Raw genomic sequence first — 14,664 nt, 5'->3', positions numbered from 1 at the left:
GATGATCAAAACAGCCTCTGTCACGTTGATCGGCCTGATCCTGTACGGTATCCTGATACTTCCTTTTACAACATATCTCCATAACAAGCCGTTTGTGGAAAAACTGGGCTATGTCCCCTCGGTTCCGGCGTTTAAGACCATTGCCGCCGACCAGAAAGAACTGGTGGCGGCGTCCTTGGTGCTGAAGGTTCTGATCTATTTCGGCGGACTCGTTGAAAAGTCGGAGAGCCAGCTTGCAATCCCGCCTGACTACATGTCCATGTCCCGCCTGTTGCATGGCGCCGTCAAGCTCGATCCTTACAATATGGACGCCTATTATTTTGCCCAAAGTTTTCTGACTTGGGATGTCAAGCAGTATAAGCTGGCCAACGATCTTCTGGATTATGGCATGAAGTACCGCACCTGGGATTGGTGTCTTCCATTTTTTGCCGGGTTCAACAGTGCGTTCTTTTTGAAGGACTATGCCGCGGCAGCCGGATATTATCAACGCGCCGGCGAGCTTTCAGGTTCCGACCTGTCCAAGCTTCTGGCCGGACGCTATATGCAGGAGTCTGGGCAGACGGAGTTGGCCATAGGCTACCTGTCGGCCATGGTCAAGGGGGAGCATAACCCGGCGCTGAAAAAGAATTATCAGATCCGTTTGACTGCCTTCCAGGAGGCTCACCGCATTGAAGTCGCCCGTGACCACTATCGAGAATCGCGGGGAGCCATACCGGCAATGATCGGGCAACTTGTTTCCGGCGGATTCCTTTCGCCACCTCCCAGGGACCCCTATGGCGGGGAGTTTTACCTGGAGGGTGATGGGAAGGTCGCTACCACCAGCAAATATGCCTTTGCGAAGGTGAAGAATAAAAGTCTGAAAAATGCAGGAGATGTTAATGAACGTCATTGATATAACGGGGCTTTGCAAACAGTTTACCGGCAAGCGAATGACAAAGGTCGATGCTCTGAAGGGGATTGATCTTAAAATCGCCCAAGGCGAAATCTTCGGCTTCCTCGGCCCCAACGGTGCCGGTAAGAGCACGACCATCAAGTGCCTGATGGGGCTGATTCGGCCGACGGCCGGTACGGCAGCCATCATGGGCGAGCAGATCGGCAGCGTTGCGTCACGGGCCAAGATCGGTTTCCTGCCGGAAAATCCCGCCTTTTACGATTACCTGACCGCCGAGGAGTATCTCCGGTTTGTGGGTAAGACGTTCAAAATGCCGGAAGCCCTCTTGACCCGCCGGGCGGACGAAACGCTGAAGCAGCTCGAATTGTGGGATGCCCGCAAACGTCCCATGCGCGGCTACAGCAAGGGTATGGTGCAGCGGGTCGGGCTGGCGCAAACCATGATCCACGATCCCGACCTGTATATCCTGGATGAGCCCATGAGCGGGCTCGACCCCATCGGCAGGGCATTAGTGAAGGATATTATCCTTGACCTGAAGAAGCGGGGCAAGAGTGTCTTCTTCAGCACCCATATCACCGATGATGTGGAAAAGGTCTGCGATAGGGTAGGGGTGATCGTCAAGGGACAGCTCGAGGCCCTGGACAGCGTCGAGAATATCGTGCGGCAAGGGATCGAGGGGTACATGGTGCAGACCCGGCTGAGCCGGGGAAACCATGAAGCCCTGGGCGGTTTTGCCGTTGCACGCACGAATGAAACCTTTATTGAGTACTTTGTACCGGTGGCGGGCTTCAATGAATTTATGGCACTGGCCGGACAACATTCGGTGGAGGTCACCCTGGTCGAAACAAAGCGCAAGGATCTGGAGAGCTTCTTCCTGGAAATCGTGGGAAAGGGGAAATAGCCGGTAACGTCCTTATAAGCTCATTGTCCCTGTGTGGAATCACTGCTACCAATTTATTTGGGGCGAGTATCCGGAATGAACCGGACACTCGCCCCAAACCTCTCCCTCTGGGTGCTCCCCCCATATCTAATCGAAATCAGACGATATTTCACCAGAAGCGCGCTTCCGCTTGACGTACGGGTTACTATCGCGTATAAATAAAAATAATTTTCATTTAATTGTGGATAATTCTTTATGAACAGAGAACAGGGGCGTGACATCCTCAAGCGGCTTAATATGAAGGTCACTCCCAAGCGGCTGGAGGTTATGTGTTGCCTGGGAAGCGAGCCGCTCTATCTCTCCGCCGATGAGGTCTGGCACCGCATCAAGGACCGGGTGGACAGCATCGGCTTGCCCACGGTGTACCGCATCCTCGATGAACTGGCCGAGGCCGGTGTCATTACCCGCATCTTCTTGGCTGACCGCAAGCAGTACTATTTTCTCTGCGCCAATCAGGACCACCACCATCACCATTTTGTTTGCGAGTCCTGCCGGCGGGTGGAGGACCTGGGGCAGTGCGCACTCGGCGAGGGGACACTCGATGCGGTCCAGCGCTCGGGCGGGCGGGTAACGTCCCATATCCTTCAGATCAATGGGGTGTGCGCTACCTGCAGCACCCCGCGTGGGGGGGCGGCATGCCGGACGAAATAGTCAGGACGGAGCGGCTCTGTTGCAGTTATCGGACAGGCCGGGTGCTGGAGGATATTTCCATTTCGGTGGAGGCGGGCGATTACGTCGGGATTGTCGGCCCCAACGGCTCGGGCAAGAGCACGCTGGTGCGCGCATTGATGGGATTAAGCGCCATCAGCGACGGCGCTGCCTCCCTGTTCGGCGTGCCGTGCAGCCGTTTCAACGCCTGGGGCCGGATCGGGTATCTTCCCCAAAGCCTGCATCTGCTCAACCCCATATTCCCGGCCACCGTGGCTGAAACGGTCGGACTCGGCCTCCTGTCGTTGAAGCGCTTCCCCCGCCGGTTGACCGCTTTCGACAGAACGAAGGTCGATGCCATCCTTGAACAATTAGATATTTGCGATATACGGTCTAAACTGATAGGTGAACTTTCCGGCGGTCAGCAACAGCGCGTTCTTCTGGCCCGCGCCCTGGTCAACAACCCGGATCTGTTGATCCTGGACGAGCCGACCGCGGCGCTCGACCCTGAGATGCGCGAACGCTTCTACTCCCTGATGGGGGAGATAAACCGTTCCCGGCAGGTTACGGTACTCCTGGTGACCCATGATACCGGCGCCATCGGGAAATACGCCTCGAAGATGCTGTATCTGGATAAGCGCATGCTCTTTTACGGCAATTTCGAGGAATTCTGCCGCTCCACGGATATGTCCGCCCTGTTTGGCGAGTATTCCCAACACCTGATGTGCCACAGGCATTAACGACCCATGGATTTCATTGAAATACTCTCATACGGTTTCATCCAGCGGGCACTTCTGGCGGGGACGCTGATCGCCGTGCTCTGTTCGGTGCTGGGCGTGTTCCTCGTGCTGCGGCGGCTTTCCCTGATCGGGGACGGCCTGGCCCATGTCACCTTCGGCGGCACCGCCATCGCCCTGTCGCTCAAACTCTATTCCGCCTCGGCCCTGCTGGTGTCGCTGCCGGTCGTACTGCTCTCGTCGCTGGGCATCCTCAAACTGACGGAAAAGGCGCGCCTGAGCGGCGACAGTGCCATCGGCATCGTGTCAGCGCTGGGGATTTCGGCGGGTATCATTCTGGCGAGCGCGGGGGGCGGGTACAACGTCGACCTGCTGAGCTACCTGTTCGGCAATATCCTCTCCATAACCTCCCAGGAGGTGGGCATTGCCGCCGTGCTGTTCTGCGTGGTGATGCTGCTGTTGTCCCTCTTTTTCAACGACCTGCTCGCCATCGCCTTCGATGAGGAGTTGGCCCGGGTTTCCGGCATACGGACCGCCACCATCAATGCGGTGCTGGTGTTGCTGACGGCCCTGTCGGTGGTCCTGGCGATGAAACTGGTGGGGATCATGCTGATTTCGTCGCTCTTGATCCTGCCGGCGGTGTCGGCCCTGCAGCTGGCCCGCAGCTTCAAATCCTGCGTTGTCCTGGCGGCCCTTCAGGGGGGCTGCTCGGTCGTGGCCGGCATTTTCCTGTCGTTCGCCACCAACCTGCCCACCAGTGCGATGATCGTACTGCTCAATCTGGCCTTTTTCGGCCTGGCCTTCCTCGCCCGACGCTGCTTGCAGCCTAAAAGTAGTAGCTGAAATCCTTGATTTCAAAAGGTGCTTCGTTCAGGCACTCGATAAAGACGTCCACCAGGAACGGGTCGAATTGGGCCCCCTTCTGCTCTTGCAGCTCCCGGATGGCGGCCTCTTTTTCCTGGGCCGGCCGGTAGGAACGGACGGAGAGCATGGCATCGAAGGCGTCGGCTATGCTGACGATGCGGGCGTGGAGCGGGATCTGCTCACCCTTGAGGCGGCCAGGGTAGCCGCTGCCGTCCCAACGCTCGTGATGGTGCAGGATGGTCGGTACGATGTGGCTCAGGCTTTCGATCCCCACGATAAAGAGCGTGCCCTTGAGGGGGTGTTCCCGGATGAGGGTCTCCTCTCGCCGATTGAGGCGTCCCGGCTTGTTGAGCAGATCGTCCTCGGTGCCGGCCTTGCCGATATCGTGGAGAATGGCGCCAAGGTACAGGTCGCGCAGCTTGGCTTCGGAAAGTTTCAGCTTGGAGCCGATGCTGAGGGAGTATTCGGTAACCCGTTTTGCATGCCCCTGGGTATAGGTGTCCTTCAATTCCAGGGCCCCCACCAGCGCCTGGATGGTACTGTTGAACAGGCGTTGATCCCATACTTCGTCATCCATGGCATCGCTGACCAGCATGGCCCTGGCGACATCTTCCGAAGCGTGGTTGCCGGCCAGCCGGGAAACGACGGCCAGGGCAAAGGGGAGTGCCGTGCCCGGCCCCTGGCTGGTAATGAATTTTCCATCGTTCACCACTGCCTTGTCGAGGTAGTATGCCCCGCCAAGCCTTTCCCGGTACGTGGGGTAGGAGGTCGCCTGCCGGCCGTTGAGCAGGCCGGCGCTGGCGAGCACGATCGGTGCGGCGCAAATGGCGCCGAGGGGCTTGCCGGCTGCGTGGAAATCCTTGAGCAGTTTGTCTATCCGGATGTCGGAATTGAGGTTGTCGCTGCCCGGCTGGCCGCCGGGAAGGATGATCATGTCGAATTCGTCGGCCCGGGCGGTATCGATGGTCGTATCGGGTATGACGGCGACCTTGCGGGTGCTGGTCACCGGCCCCGGATGCAGGCCGGCCGTGACGACTTCGATCCCGGCCCTGCGGAGTACGTCGATGATTGTAACGGCTTCAAGCTCTTCAAAACCTTCGGCTAACGGAATCAGTACCTTTGGCATGCTCTTTCTCCTGGTAAATGCTGGATTCGGATTCAATAGTAGCGAAGATGTCCTAAAACTTAAACATAATTCCATGGGGGGGCGGCTGTATACCGTCTGGCTGATGGGGCGGCATTCTGCCAATCGGTGATACCCGCACGAACGGCAACAGGGATGTGTTGTGCAGCCCCGGCCCGGAACAGCGTCAATTTCCCAATTTAATTGACTTTGCAGGTATTAATTGCGTATAACCAATCACTTCACCATGAACGAAAAATATCTCTTTATTGAAACCTTCGGCTGCCAGATGAATGTGAACGATTCCGAGCGGATCGTCACCATGCTGGCCGATTTGGGATATAGACCGACGACGGTGCCTGCGGATGCGGACATGATCCTGCTCAATACCTGTAGTGTCCGGGGGGGAGCGGAGGAAAAGGTCTACAAGCGCCTCAGCCATTACCGCAGCCTGAAAAAGGCGCACAGCGGTCTTATTCTGGGGGTCGGCGGCTGTGTGGCCCAGCAGGAGGGGGACCACCTTTTGCAGAAGTTCCCCTTCCTCGATCTGGTGTTCGGCACCCATAACCTGCACCTGCTCCCCGACATGGTGCGGGGCGCGGAAAAAGGCGAGCGGCGTTGCGAGACGGCCTTTATCGATAACGACCAGCGCCTCGACCTGTTCCCCCCGGTCAAGGGGGCGAGCCGCTTGAGCCGTTTCGTGACCGTCATGCAGGGGTGTGACAATTTTTGTTCCTATTGTATCGTGCCCTATGTACGGGGCCGTGAAATCAGCCGACGCGCGGCCGATATCCTTGGCGAGGTCAGGCAACTCGCCGATGAAGGCGTTCAGGAAGTGGTGCTGCTCGGCCAGAATGTTAACTCCTACGGTCTCAAGAGCGCCAACGAGCCGACTTTTGCCCAATTGATTAGGCAGGTTGCCGGCGTGGAGGGCATTCGCCGGGTTCGCTTTACCACCTCCCATCCCAAGGATATGTCCGATGAACTGATCGCCTGTTTTGCGGATGTGCCCAAGCTGTGCGGCCAAGTTCACCTGCCGGCCCAGTCGGGCAGCGATGTAATGCTGTCCCGCATGAACCGGGGCTATTCCCGCGCGGCCTACCTGGACCGGATTCGCGCCCTCAAGGCGGCCCGACCCGGCATCGCCATCACCGGCGATATGATCGTCGGCTTTCCCGGCGAGAGCGAGGCGGATTTCGAGCAGACCCTGACTCTGATGGAAGAGGTTCGCTATGCCGACCTTTTTTTGTTTGTCTATTCAGCGCGCCCCGGCACCAAGGCCGCGGAACTGCCAGAGGAGCTCTCCCGGGAGCAAAAGGTAGAGCGCCTGGAACGCCTGCTGGCGCTGCAACGACGTATCACCCTCGAGATCAACCGGTCATATCTCGGCACGCTCCAGGAACTCCTGGTTGAAGGGGAAGGGAAGCGGCCCGGCCAGGTATCCGGCAAGGCGGAGAGCGGCAGGATCGTCAATTTCCCGGGTGATCCCGCCCAGATCGGGAGCTTCGTCACGGTGCGCATCGTGGCGGCCTACCAGAACTCGCTGCTGGGGGAATTAGCGCAAAACCCGTAACCATAAATCCGCCACAGAGACATGGGACACAGGGAAAAGACCAAGGTCAGGAATGAACGGGATAAAGATTTTTGATTTTTCAAAACAGTTTTAAGATGTTATCCTGTTTATTTCGGTAAAACGCCTATGGATTTCTCCGCGCCTCCGTGTCTCTGTGGCAGAAGTCATTTTGAATTTGAGAGGCAATCATGTCCACCGAATCGACACCAACACCTGTAGCCAACAATTTTCTGCGTACCATCATCGAGGACGACCTGAAAAGCGGTAAGCATACGTCCATTGTCACCCGCTTCCCGCCGGAGCCCAACGGTTATCTGCATATCGGCCATGCCAAGTCCATCTGCATCAACTTTGGGCTGGCGCGGGATTTCGGCGGCTGCTGTCATCTGCGTTTCGACGACACCAATCCTGCCAAGGAGGAGATGGAGTACATCGAGTCCATCAAGGAGAGTGTCCGCTGGCTCGGCTTTGACTGGGGCACGCATATGTACTGCGCCTCGGAATATTTCGAGCAACTCTATCAATGGGCCGAGTACCTGATACAGCAGGGCAAGGCCTATGTGGAGGACCTCACCGCCGATGAGATGCGTGCCTATCGCGGCACCCTGACCGAACCAGGCAAGGAGAGCCCCTGGCGCAGCCGCTCCGTGGACGAAAACCTTGACCTGTTCCGCCGCATGCGGGCCGGCGAATTCGCCGACGGGGCCAAGGTACTCCGGGCGAAGATCGATATGGCCTCGCCCAACATCAACCTGCGCGACCCGGTGCTGTACCGTATCATTCACGCCACCCATCCCCACGTGGGCGACGCTTGGTGCATCTATCCCATGTACGACTTTACCCATGGGCAATCGGATGCCATCGAGGGGATCACCCACTCCATCTGCACCCTGGAGTTCGAGGATCACAAACCGCTGTACGAGTGGTTCCTGGACAACCTGCCGGTGCCGAGTCGCCCGCGGCAATACGAGTTTGCCCGGCTCAATCTGACCTATGCGGTGATGAGCAAGCGCAAGCTCCACGAACTGGTCAACCTGGGGATCGTCAGCGGCTGGGATGACCCGCGCATGCCGACTCTCATGGGCATCAGGCGGCGCGGCTATACGCCCGAGGCTGTTCGGGCCTTCTGCGAAATGATCGGGGTGGGGCGCAGCGATTCCTGGATCGATATGTCCATTTTGGAGGAATGCGTCCGCGCCGATCTGAACGAGCGTGCCCCCCGCGCCATGGCGGTGCTCAGGCCGCTCAAGGTCGTGGTCGACAATTACCCCGAAGGGCAGGCCGAGGAGTTCGATGCCCCCAACCACCCCCAGAAGCCGGAGATGGGGAGCCACCGGGTTACCTTTTCCCGTGAGCTGTTCATTGAACAGGATGACTTCATGGAGGAGCCGCCTAAAGGGTTCTTCCGCATGACCCCCGGTTCCGAGGTGCGCCTCCGTTACGCCTATATCGTTCGCTGCACCGGTGTGGTCAAGGACGAGAACGGAGCCATAATCGAAGTGCATTGCGAATACGATCCCGCATCGAGGGGCGGCTCTGCTGCCGATGGCAGGAAGATCAAGGGCACCATCCACTGGGTTTCCCGGGCCCATGCCATGGATGCCGAGGTGCGCCTGTTCGACCGCCTCTTCAGCGACCCGAATCCCGACCGGGGCGGGGCAGACTACAAGCAGTTTCTCAATCCGCTCTCCGTTGAGGTCATAGGGACCGCCAAGCTGGAGAAAAGCCTGGCCGATGCCGACCTGGAGACCCGTTTCCAGTTTGAACGCCAGGGATATTTCCGTCCTGATCCCGTGGATTCGCAACCGGGAAAACCGGTATTCAACCGGATCGTAACCCTCAGGGATGTCTGGACTAAAAAGTGATACATGAAAGAGTGTGATCCAATTATATGAAAAACAAAGAATTTAAATCGGGGTTCGTCTCCATTGTCGGCCGCCCGAACGTGGGCAAGTCCACGTTGTTGAACCGCATCCTCGGTGAGAAGATCGTGGCGGTCTCGGACAAGCCGCAAACGACCCGCACCGTTATTCGCGGCATTGTCTCCGATGAGGCGAGTCAGATCGTGTTCGTGGACACGCCCGGCATCCATGCCGCCAGGAGCCGCATGAACCGGGCCATGGTGGATGCAGCCTATGGGGCTATTTCGGGCGTTGACCTGCTCCTGCTGGTGGTGGACGCCACGGCGCAGCGGGATGACGTTTTTGTGCGAGAGGTCGCGACCAAGGCCGGTGCTCCGATCTTCCTGATCCTGAACAAGGTCGATCTGGTTGAGCCCAAGGAGCGGCTTCTGGCGCTGATCGCCTCTGTTTCGCGCCTGCACCCCTTTGCCGAGGTGGTGCCGATCTCGGCCCAGACCGGCGGCAACGTGGAGCGTTTGGTGGAGCTGATCCGCGAACGTCTCCCCGAGGGGCCGGCCTATTTCCCCGACGATATCCTCACCGACCAGCCGGAAAAGGTGATCTGCGCCGAGCTGGTGCGGGAGAAAATCTTTCGTCTGACCGGCGAAGAAGTCCCGTATTCTACGGCAGTTATAGTCGATTCCTTCCAGGAACGGGAGAATGGCGTGATCGCCATCAGCGCCACCATCCTGGTGGAGAGGGAAGGGCAGAAGGGGATTCTCATCGGCAAAAAAGGGGCCATGCTCAAAAAAATCGGCCAGGCGGCCCGGGGCGATATTGAGCGCTTGTTGGGAACCCGGGTCTTTCTGGAGCTGTTCGTCAAGGTGCAGGAGCGTTGGACCGAACGGACGGCCGTTCTGAGGGAGCTGGGGTACGAATGAAACCTATTGTAGCCATCGTCGGCCGTCCCAATGTGGGCAAGTCCACCCTGTTCAACCGCCTGCTGGGCCATCGTCGCGCCATTGTGGACGATCTGCCCGGCGTAACCCGCGACCGTAACTACGCCACCATCACCCGGTTCGACAAGCCGTTCATCCTGATCGATACCGGCGGATTCGAACCGGTGACCGAGGACCGTCTGTTGCAGCAGATGCGGGAACAGTCCAGTCTGGCAATGGAAGAGGCCGATGTCATCATCTTCATGATGGATGCCAGGAGCGGCCTGACCCCGGCCGACATTGAAGTGGCCACGATGCTGCGCCGCGTCAAGAAGCCGATCTTCTACGTGGTCAACAAGGTGGATGGCGAGAAGCTGGAGAATGAGTCGGCCGAGTTCTATTCCCTGGGGATAGAACGCCTCCATACCATATCGGCCGAACATAATCGGGGCGTCATCGACCTGATGGAGGATTTGCTGGATGTCTTTCCCGAGGCGGACACCGGTATCCCCGATGACGAGATCACCCGGATTGCCGTGGTGGGGCGTCCCAATGTGGGCAAATCGTCCCTGGTCAACCGGCTGCTCGGTTTCGAGCGGATGGTGGCCAATCCGACCGCCGGTACGACCCGCGATTCGGTGGATACCCTTTTCACCTGCAATAAAAAGAATTACCTGCTGATCGATACCGCCGGTATCCGCCGCAAGGGCAAGACGACTGAAAAACTGGAAAAATACAGCGTGGTGGACTCCCTGCGCAGCATCGAGCGGGCCGACGTCGTTCTGGTCGTCCTCGATGCCGAGGAGGGGGTGACGGAGCAGGATGAGCGCATCGCCGGTTATGTGCACGAGGCGGGCAGGGGATGCGTCTTTGTGGTCAACAAGTGGGATACCCTGGAAAAAGACAACGACACCCTGGGGGTCTACGTGGACAAGGTCCGGACCGGCTTCAAGTACCTGGCCTATGCCCCGATCGTCTTCGTATCCGCCAAGACCGGTCAGCGTATCGGCAAGATCATGACCACCGTGGACGAGGTCATGGGACAGTACATACACCGGGTGACGACCTCGGACTTGAACCGGGTTTTTTCCGAGGCCACAGATGCTCACCATGCGCCTTTGGCCCATGGTCGCCGCGTAAAGTTCTACTTTGCCACCCAGGTCGCAACCCGTCCGCCATCCTTTGTCATCTTTACCAATCAGCCGGACAGCATTCATTTTTCCTATGAACGCTATCTGGTCAATCGATTCAGGGAAGCCTTTGGTTTCGACGGCGTGCCGATCCGGCTCATCTTCAGGGGGCGAGAAAAAAATGGCGCGGGCCGGCACCCCCTGGCCAAGCGTGAGCGGCATTGATAAAGGCTTTACTTGCCAATATCGATGGTTTACAATTTAGTCCATTTTTTGCATTTCCACACAGGTAGGGGCATTTCCGTATGAGTCTTGTCGGAAACCTTGAAGAACTTGGGCTGGGCGAGATTCTGCAACTGATCAGCCTCAGCCGGAAGACCGGGGTGCTTTCCCTTCGCAGCGGTGGGCGCGAAGGGACCATCGTCTTCAAGCAGGGACTGGTGGTAAAGGCGCTCTCGTCCACCTCCAGGATGGGACTGGGGGAAGTGCTTATCCAGAGGGGCGTCATAGATTCTGATACCCTCCGCAAGGCCCTGGAGCTTCAAAAGGAACGGGGATTCAGCGAGCACCTGGGAATCATCCTGACCAAACGTTTCTCCGTAGTCCATGAAACCATTGAAGAAGTCGTCCGCGAACAGATCGAACAGGTTGTCCTGTCACTTTTTGCCTGGCTTGATGGCACATTCGATTTTGAGCCCCAGGAAAATATCGAGGCCATTGACGCCGGCATTGTCGACCCGCTCCAGTTCATGCTTTCCAAGGGGCTTAACCCGCAGTTTCTGGCCATGGAGGGGACCCGGGTCGCCAGCGAGAGCCGCGCCGCCGCCGAAGCGAGCCCCGATAGTGGCGACACCGATGAGGTGGGGATCCCCTTCGAACTATCCGATGTGGTCCACACGCCGGAGAGCACACCCGAGCAGGCAATCGTCCGCCCGCTGGTGATTGTCGACGATGACGGCACAACATTAAAGACACTGGCGGAGTTGCTGCGGGAAAACGGCTACGAAGTCCATGCCATGACCAGCAGCGAGGATACCTTGATCAGGGTCGATACTCTTCATCGCGGCGGCCAGCATCCCGTTGTTCTCGTGGATCTGATCATGCCCCGGATGGACGGTTCGGGGGTCCTCGGCGGGATTGAACTGCTGGAACTTCTTCACAACAATTTCACGGACATCCCCATACTGATGATGACCGATTACCATCACGCGGAAGCGGAAAAGAAAGTCAGTGACATGGGCTACCATTGTGTGATGAAGCCCCATCGTGCCGAATGCTCTTCACCTGAAAGCCTGCGGACATTTCTGCCGTCGCTTCTGGAAGCGTTGCAACGCTCGGAATCGGGTGAAGCTGCACCGGTGTGATGCCGCAGCTTTGTGGCGAGCGAGAGGATATCGTATCGACTATGGCGAAGAGCTTTAATGAACTAATCATGTGTGGCGCTGAGGTATGATGCTTGTGGGTACAACAGGTGAAGCGGTGGACAGAAAGACAATACTCATTACGGACGATTCCACGGCGTTTCGGGCCATGCTGGTGTCCATCATCGAATCCCTGGGCGATTTCCGTATCGTAGAGGCTGCCAACGGGTTCGAGGCCCTGCGTCTTCTGCCCCGGGAACACGTTGATCTGATCTTCACGGACATCAATATGCCCGATATCAACGGCCTGGAACTGATCAGTTATCTGCGCAATAACCCCAATTACGAGCACATACCGGTCATCATCCTCTCCACGGAGGGAAGCCAGAGCGACATAGAAAAGGGCAGATTGCTCGGCGCCAATGAATATGTCGTCAAACCGTTGGATTGTTCTGACCTGAAGAATATCATCGTGAAGTATCTGGGATGATCACCTGAGATGACGGACACCCTTCATGACTGACAACAATACCCCCCTTATAAACAAGGCCGTACGGGATTTTCTGGCCGAAGCCGAGGAAATTGTCGAGCACCTCGGTTCCGAACTGGCCGATCTCGCCGATGTGGCCGACAATGGAGAGGTGGACCCCGACCTGCTGAATGCCATCTTCCGGGGGGCTCACTCCCTGAAAGGGTTGGCCGGCATGTTCGGCTTTGCGGGAATTTCCGAATTGTCCCACAACATGGAGAATCTTCTGGACTGGCTTCGGCTCGGCAAACTCAAGCTCGATGCCGGAGTGATCGGGGTATTGCTCGATTCCCACGATGTTCTGCTCTCCCTGGTTCGGGGCCTGTCCGAAGGGGAGGGGAGCGAGCCTGACGAAAAGATCTCGGCATGCACGGCCAAGATCAATGCCTGCCTGGAAGAACCGACCCGCGATGCGGCCCAGGCTTCGCCCCTGGAGGCCCTGGGGCTTTCCGAACAGGTGTTGAAATCCCTCACGGAATATGAGGAACATCGCCTGTTGGAAAATCTCTCCAAGGGCAAGAACATCTACCGTGTCCATGCCTCCCTCGAGTTGGCGACCTTTGACCAGGACTTGGCGGCGATTTCCGACGCTATCAAGACCTGCGGCGAGATTATCAGTACCCTGCCCAGCATGAGCAGCAACATGGAAACCAACATCGATTTCGATATCCTGGCCGGTTCCGCCCATGCATTGGAAAAATTCGCGCTGACCATACAGCACGACAGCGTGACCGTGGCGCTCTTGAACGGTGGCCCGGAACCGCCAGCCGCTGTTGCGATCACCCCCCCCACAAAAAACGGGGACGAAGAACCGGTACACCTGCCCACGCTCCCCGACGCCATGCCGACCCCTGCCCCGGCAAGCCCTGCCGCCGGGACGCCCCCCCTGTCCGCCAAGAGCATCAGCCGCACAGTCCGTGTGGATATCGGCAAGCTTGACGAGTTGATGAACATCGTCGGCGAGCTCGTCCTGGCCCACTCCTCCATTGCCGCTCTGGCGGAGCGGTTGCGGAACGAGCGTTTCTCCCGGGTAGCCGTCGAACTTGGCAAGTCCGCCAAGGTGCTGGAGCGCAAGTTGACCGACCTGCAGAAAGGGGTCATGGATATCCGCATGATCCCGGTGGGACAACTCTACGAGAAGATGTCCCGCATTGTCCGCACCATTTCCCGCGAACAGGGCAAAAAGGTTGAACTGCTCTTCTACGGAGCGGATACGGAACTGGACAAGCTGATCGTGGAGGATATCTCCGACCCGATGATGCACATCATCAGAAACGCCATCGACCACGGCATCGAAAGCCCGGAAAAACGGCTGGCGGCTGGTAAACCTGAAAAGGGCGTCATAAAGATTTCCTCATTCCAGAAGGGAAACCACGTTGTTATCGAGGTAGAGGACGATGGCGGCGGAATCGATATCGAAAAGGTCAAGGCCCGGGCGCTCCAGAAGGGCTTTGTGCAGGATTTGAGCGCCGTTTCCGACAAGGAAGCGCTCGATTTCATTTTCCTTCCCGGCTTCTCCACCACCGACCAGGTGAGTGAGGTCTCGGGCCGCGGTGTCGGTATGGACGTGGTCAGAAACAATATCGCCGCCATTTCGGGCCTGGTCGATATTGAGACCACAAAAGGGCGGGGTACCCGCTTCATCATCACCCTGCCGATCACCCTGGCCATCATCAAGTCCCTGATCATCTCCTGTGCCGGCAGAACCTATGCCTTGCCGGTGACCTCGGTGCTGGAGTCGCTGCTTTTGACCGGCGGTGATATCAAGACCGTGGAGCGCCGTGAAGTCACGCAACTGCGTGATACGACCCTGCCGCTTCTCCGGCTGGAGGAGTTTCTCTGTCTGAACCGCCGGTCGGACCGCCCCGAGGAGTTCTATGTCGTGGTGGTCGGCGTAGCCGAAAAGCGGCTGGGCGTCGTGGTGGACGAACTGCTTGGCCAGCAGGACATCGTGATCAAGTCCTTGGGCGATGGCTTCAGGCGGTTTCCCGGCATCGCCGGAGCGGCCGATCTTGGGGATCAGCGCACGATTCTGGTACTGGATGTTGGCGGCATGATCAACGATACCTTGAGATCCGGGAGCTGAGG

Annotated in this window: 13 protein-coding genes; 12 read left to right on the top strand and 1 reads right to left on the bottom strand. The window is 58.0% G+C overall.

Annotation, left to right across the window (positions count from 1 at the left end; all coding sequences use genetic code 11):
* Nucleotide 1 precedes the first annotated feature (1 nt).
* From F6V25_RS05635 to F6V25_RS05615, 5 genes are all read left to right on the top strand, one after another.
* Nucleotides 2-892 carry a hypothetical protein gene (locus F6V25_RS05635; RefSeq protein WP_151127621.1) on the top strand — a complete coding sequence of 297 codons (891 nt, stop codon included), beginning with the start codon at nucleotides 2-4 and terminating at the stop codon, nucleotides 890-892.
* Nucleotides 879-1,793, top strand: coding sequence for an ABC transporter ATP-binding protein (locus F6V25_RS05630; RefSeq protein WP_151127620.1), 915 nt, complete (start codon nucleotides 879-881; stop codon nucleotides 1,791-1,793). The genes F6V25_RS05635 and F6V25_RS05630 overlap by 14 nt, the downstream gene beginning before the upstream one ends.
* A gap of 234 nt (nucleotides 1,794-2,027) precedes the next feature.
* The gene (locus F6V25_RS05625; protein WP_149305840.1) at nucleotides 2,028-2,483 is read left to right on the top strand and encodes a Fur family transcriptional regulator; all 456 of its coding nucleotides are present in this window, start codon (nucleotides 2,028-2,030) and stop codon (nucleotides 2,481-2,483) included.
* The gene (locus F6V25_RS05620; RefSeq protein WP_151127619.1) at nucleotides 2,468-3,220 is read left to right on the top strand and encodes a metal ABC transporter ATP-binding protein; all 753 of its coding nucleotides are present in this window, start codon (nucleotides 2,468-2,470) and stop codon (nucleotides 3,218-3,220) included. The genes F6V25_RS05625 and F6V25_RS05620 overlap by 16 nt, the downstream gene beginning before the upstream one ends.
* A 6-nt stretch (nucleotides 3,221-3,226) precedes the next feature.
* Nucleotides 3,227-4,060 (top strand): metal ABC transporter permease, encoded by an 834-nt coding sequence (locus F6V25_RS05615; RefSeq protein WP_151127618.1) that lies wholly within the window; start codon nucleotides 3,227-3,229, stop codon nucleotides 4,058-4,060.
* On the opposite strand, the gene F6V25_RS17475 is transcribed toward F6V25_RS05615, so the two are convergent.
* Entirely contained in the window at nucleotides 4,044-5,207 is a 1,164-nt protein-coding gene (locus F6V25_RS17475; protein WP_191966087.1) for a DJ-1 family glyoxalase III, read from the bottom strand. The two genes, F6V25_RS05615 and F6V25_RS17475, sit on opposite strands and share 17 nt — an antisense overlap.
* Nucleotides 5,208-5,451: 244 nt before the next feature.
* On the opposite strand from F6V25_RS17475, the gene miaB reads away from it, so the two are divergent.
* The 7 genes from miaB (at nucleotide 5,452) to F6V25_RS05575 (ending at nucleotide 14,662) form a co-directional block, all read left to right on the top strand.
* Nucleotides 5,452-6,777, top strand: coding sequence for a tRNA (N6-isopentenyl adenosine(37)-C2)-methylthiotransferase MiaB (gene miaB / locus F6V25_RS05605; RefSeq protein ID WP_151127670.1), 1,326 nt, complete (start codon nucleotides 5,452-5,454; stop codon nucleotides 6,775-6,777).
* Nucleotides 6,778-6,965: 188 nt separating this feature from the next.
* Entirely contained in the window at nucleotides 6,966-8,642 is a 1,677-nt protein-coding gene (locus tag F6V25_RS05600; RefSeq protein ID WP_151127617.1) for a glutamine--tRNA ligase/YqeY domain fusion protein, read from the top strand.
* 26 nt (nucleotides 8,643-8,668) lie between these two features.
* Complete coding sequence (era, locus tag F6V25_RS05595) at nucleotides 8,669-9,559, top strand: GTPase Era (RefSeq protein ID WP_149305836.1); 891 nt, start codon at nucleotides 8,669-8,671, stop codon at nucleotides 9,557-9,559.
* Complete coding sequence (der, locus tag F6V25_RS05590; RefSeq protein ID WP_151127616.1) at nucleotides 9,556-10,911, top strand: ribosome biogenesis GTPase Der; 1,356 nt, start codon at nucleotides 9,556-9,558, stop codon at nucleotides 10,909-10,911. Before era ends, der begins: the two co-directional genes overlap by 4 nt.
* An 80-nt stretch (nucleotides 10,912-10,991) precedes the next feature.
* Nucleotides 10,992-12,050, top strand: coding sequence for a response regulator (locus F6V25_RS05585; protein ID WP_151127615.1), 1,059 nt, complete (start codon nucleotides 10,992-10,994; stop codon nucleotides 12,048-12,050).
* Nucleotides 12,051-12,165: 115 nt separating this feature from the next.
* A complete protein-coding gene (locus F6V25_RS05580; protein WP_275095303.1) occupies nucleotides 12,166-12,537 on the top strand; it encodes a response regulator in 372 nt (123 codons plus the stop codon).
* Nucleotides 12,538-12,562: 25 nt separating this feature from the next.
* Nucleotides 12,563-14,662, top strand: coding sequence for a chemotaxis protein CheA (locus tag F6V25_RS05575; protein ID WP_151127614.1), 2,100 nt, complete (start codon nucleotides 12,563-12,565; stop codon nucleotides 14,660-14,662).
* Nucleotides 14,663-14,664 lie beyond the last annotated feature (2 nt).

The organism is Oryzomonas japonica (assembly GCF_008802365.1).
Taxonomy (GTDB): domain Bacteria; phylum Desulfobacterota; class Desulfuromonadia; order Geobacterales; family Pseudopelobacteraceae; genus Oryzomonas; species Oryzomonas japonica.
Note: the sequence above shows the minus strand (reverse complement) of the source record. Positions and strands in the feature narration are given on the sequence as shown.

Excerpts from the sequence above, each read along its gene's own strand:
- F6V25_RS17475 (WP_191966087.1), bottom strand. The coding sequence starts at position 5,207 with ATGCCAAAGGTACTGATTCCGTTAGCCGAAGGTTTTGAAGAGCTTGAA.
- F6V25_RS05630 (WP_151127620.1), top strand. The coding sequence starts at position 879 with ATGAACGTCATTGATATAACGGGGCTTTGCAAACAGTTTACCGGCAAG.
- F6V25_RS05620 (WP_151127619.1), top strand. The coding sequence starts at position 2,468 with ATGCCGGACGAAATAGTCAGGACGGAGCGGCTCTGTTGCAGTTATCGG.
- F6V25_RS05575 (WP_151127614.1), top strand. The coding sequence starts at position 12,563 with ATGACTGACAACAATACCCCCCTTATAAACAAGGCCGTACGGGATTTT.
- F6V25_RS05585 (WP_151127615.1), top strand. The coding sequence starts at position 10,992 with ATGAGTCTTGTCGGAAACCTTGAAGAACTTGGGCTGGGCGAGATTCTG.
- F6V25_RS05600 (WP_151127617.1), top strand. The coding sequence starts at position 6,966 with ATGTCCACCGAATCGACACCAACACCTGTAGCCAACAATTTTCTGCGT.
- F6V25_RS05635 (WP_151127621.1), top strand. The coding sequence starts at position 2 with ATGATCAAAACAGCCTCTGTCACGTTGATCGGCCTGATCCTGTACGGT.
- der (WP_151127616.1), top strand. The coding sequence starts at position 9,556 with ATGAAACCTATTGTAGCCATCGTCGGCCGTCCCAATGTGGGCAAGTCC.
- F6V25_RS05615 (WP_151127618.1), top strand. The coding sequence starts at position 3,227 with ATGGATTTCATTGAAATACTCTCATACGGTTTCATCCAGCGGGCACTT.
- miaB (WP_151127670.1), top strand. The coding sequence starts at position 5,452 with ATGAACGAAAAATATCTCTTTATTGAAACCTTCGGCTGCCAGATGAAT.
- era (WP_149305836.1), top strand. The coding sequence starts at position 8,669 with ATGAAAAACAAAGAATTTAAATCGGGGTTCGTCTCCATTGTCGGCCGC.
- F6V25_RS05625 (WP_149305840.1), top strand. The coding sequence starts at position 2,028 with ATGAACAGAGAACAGGGGCGTGACATCCTCAAGCGGCTTAATATGAAG.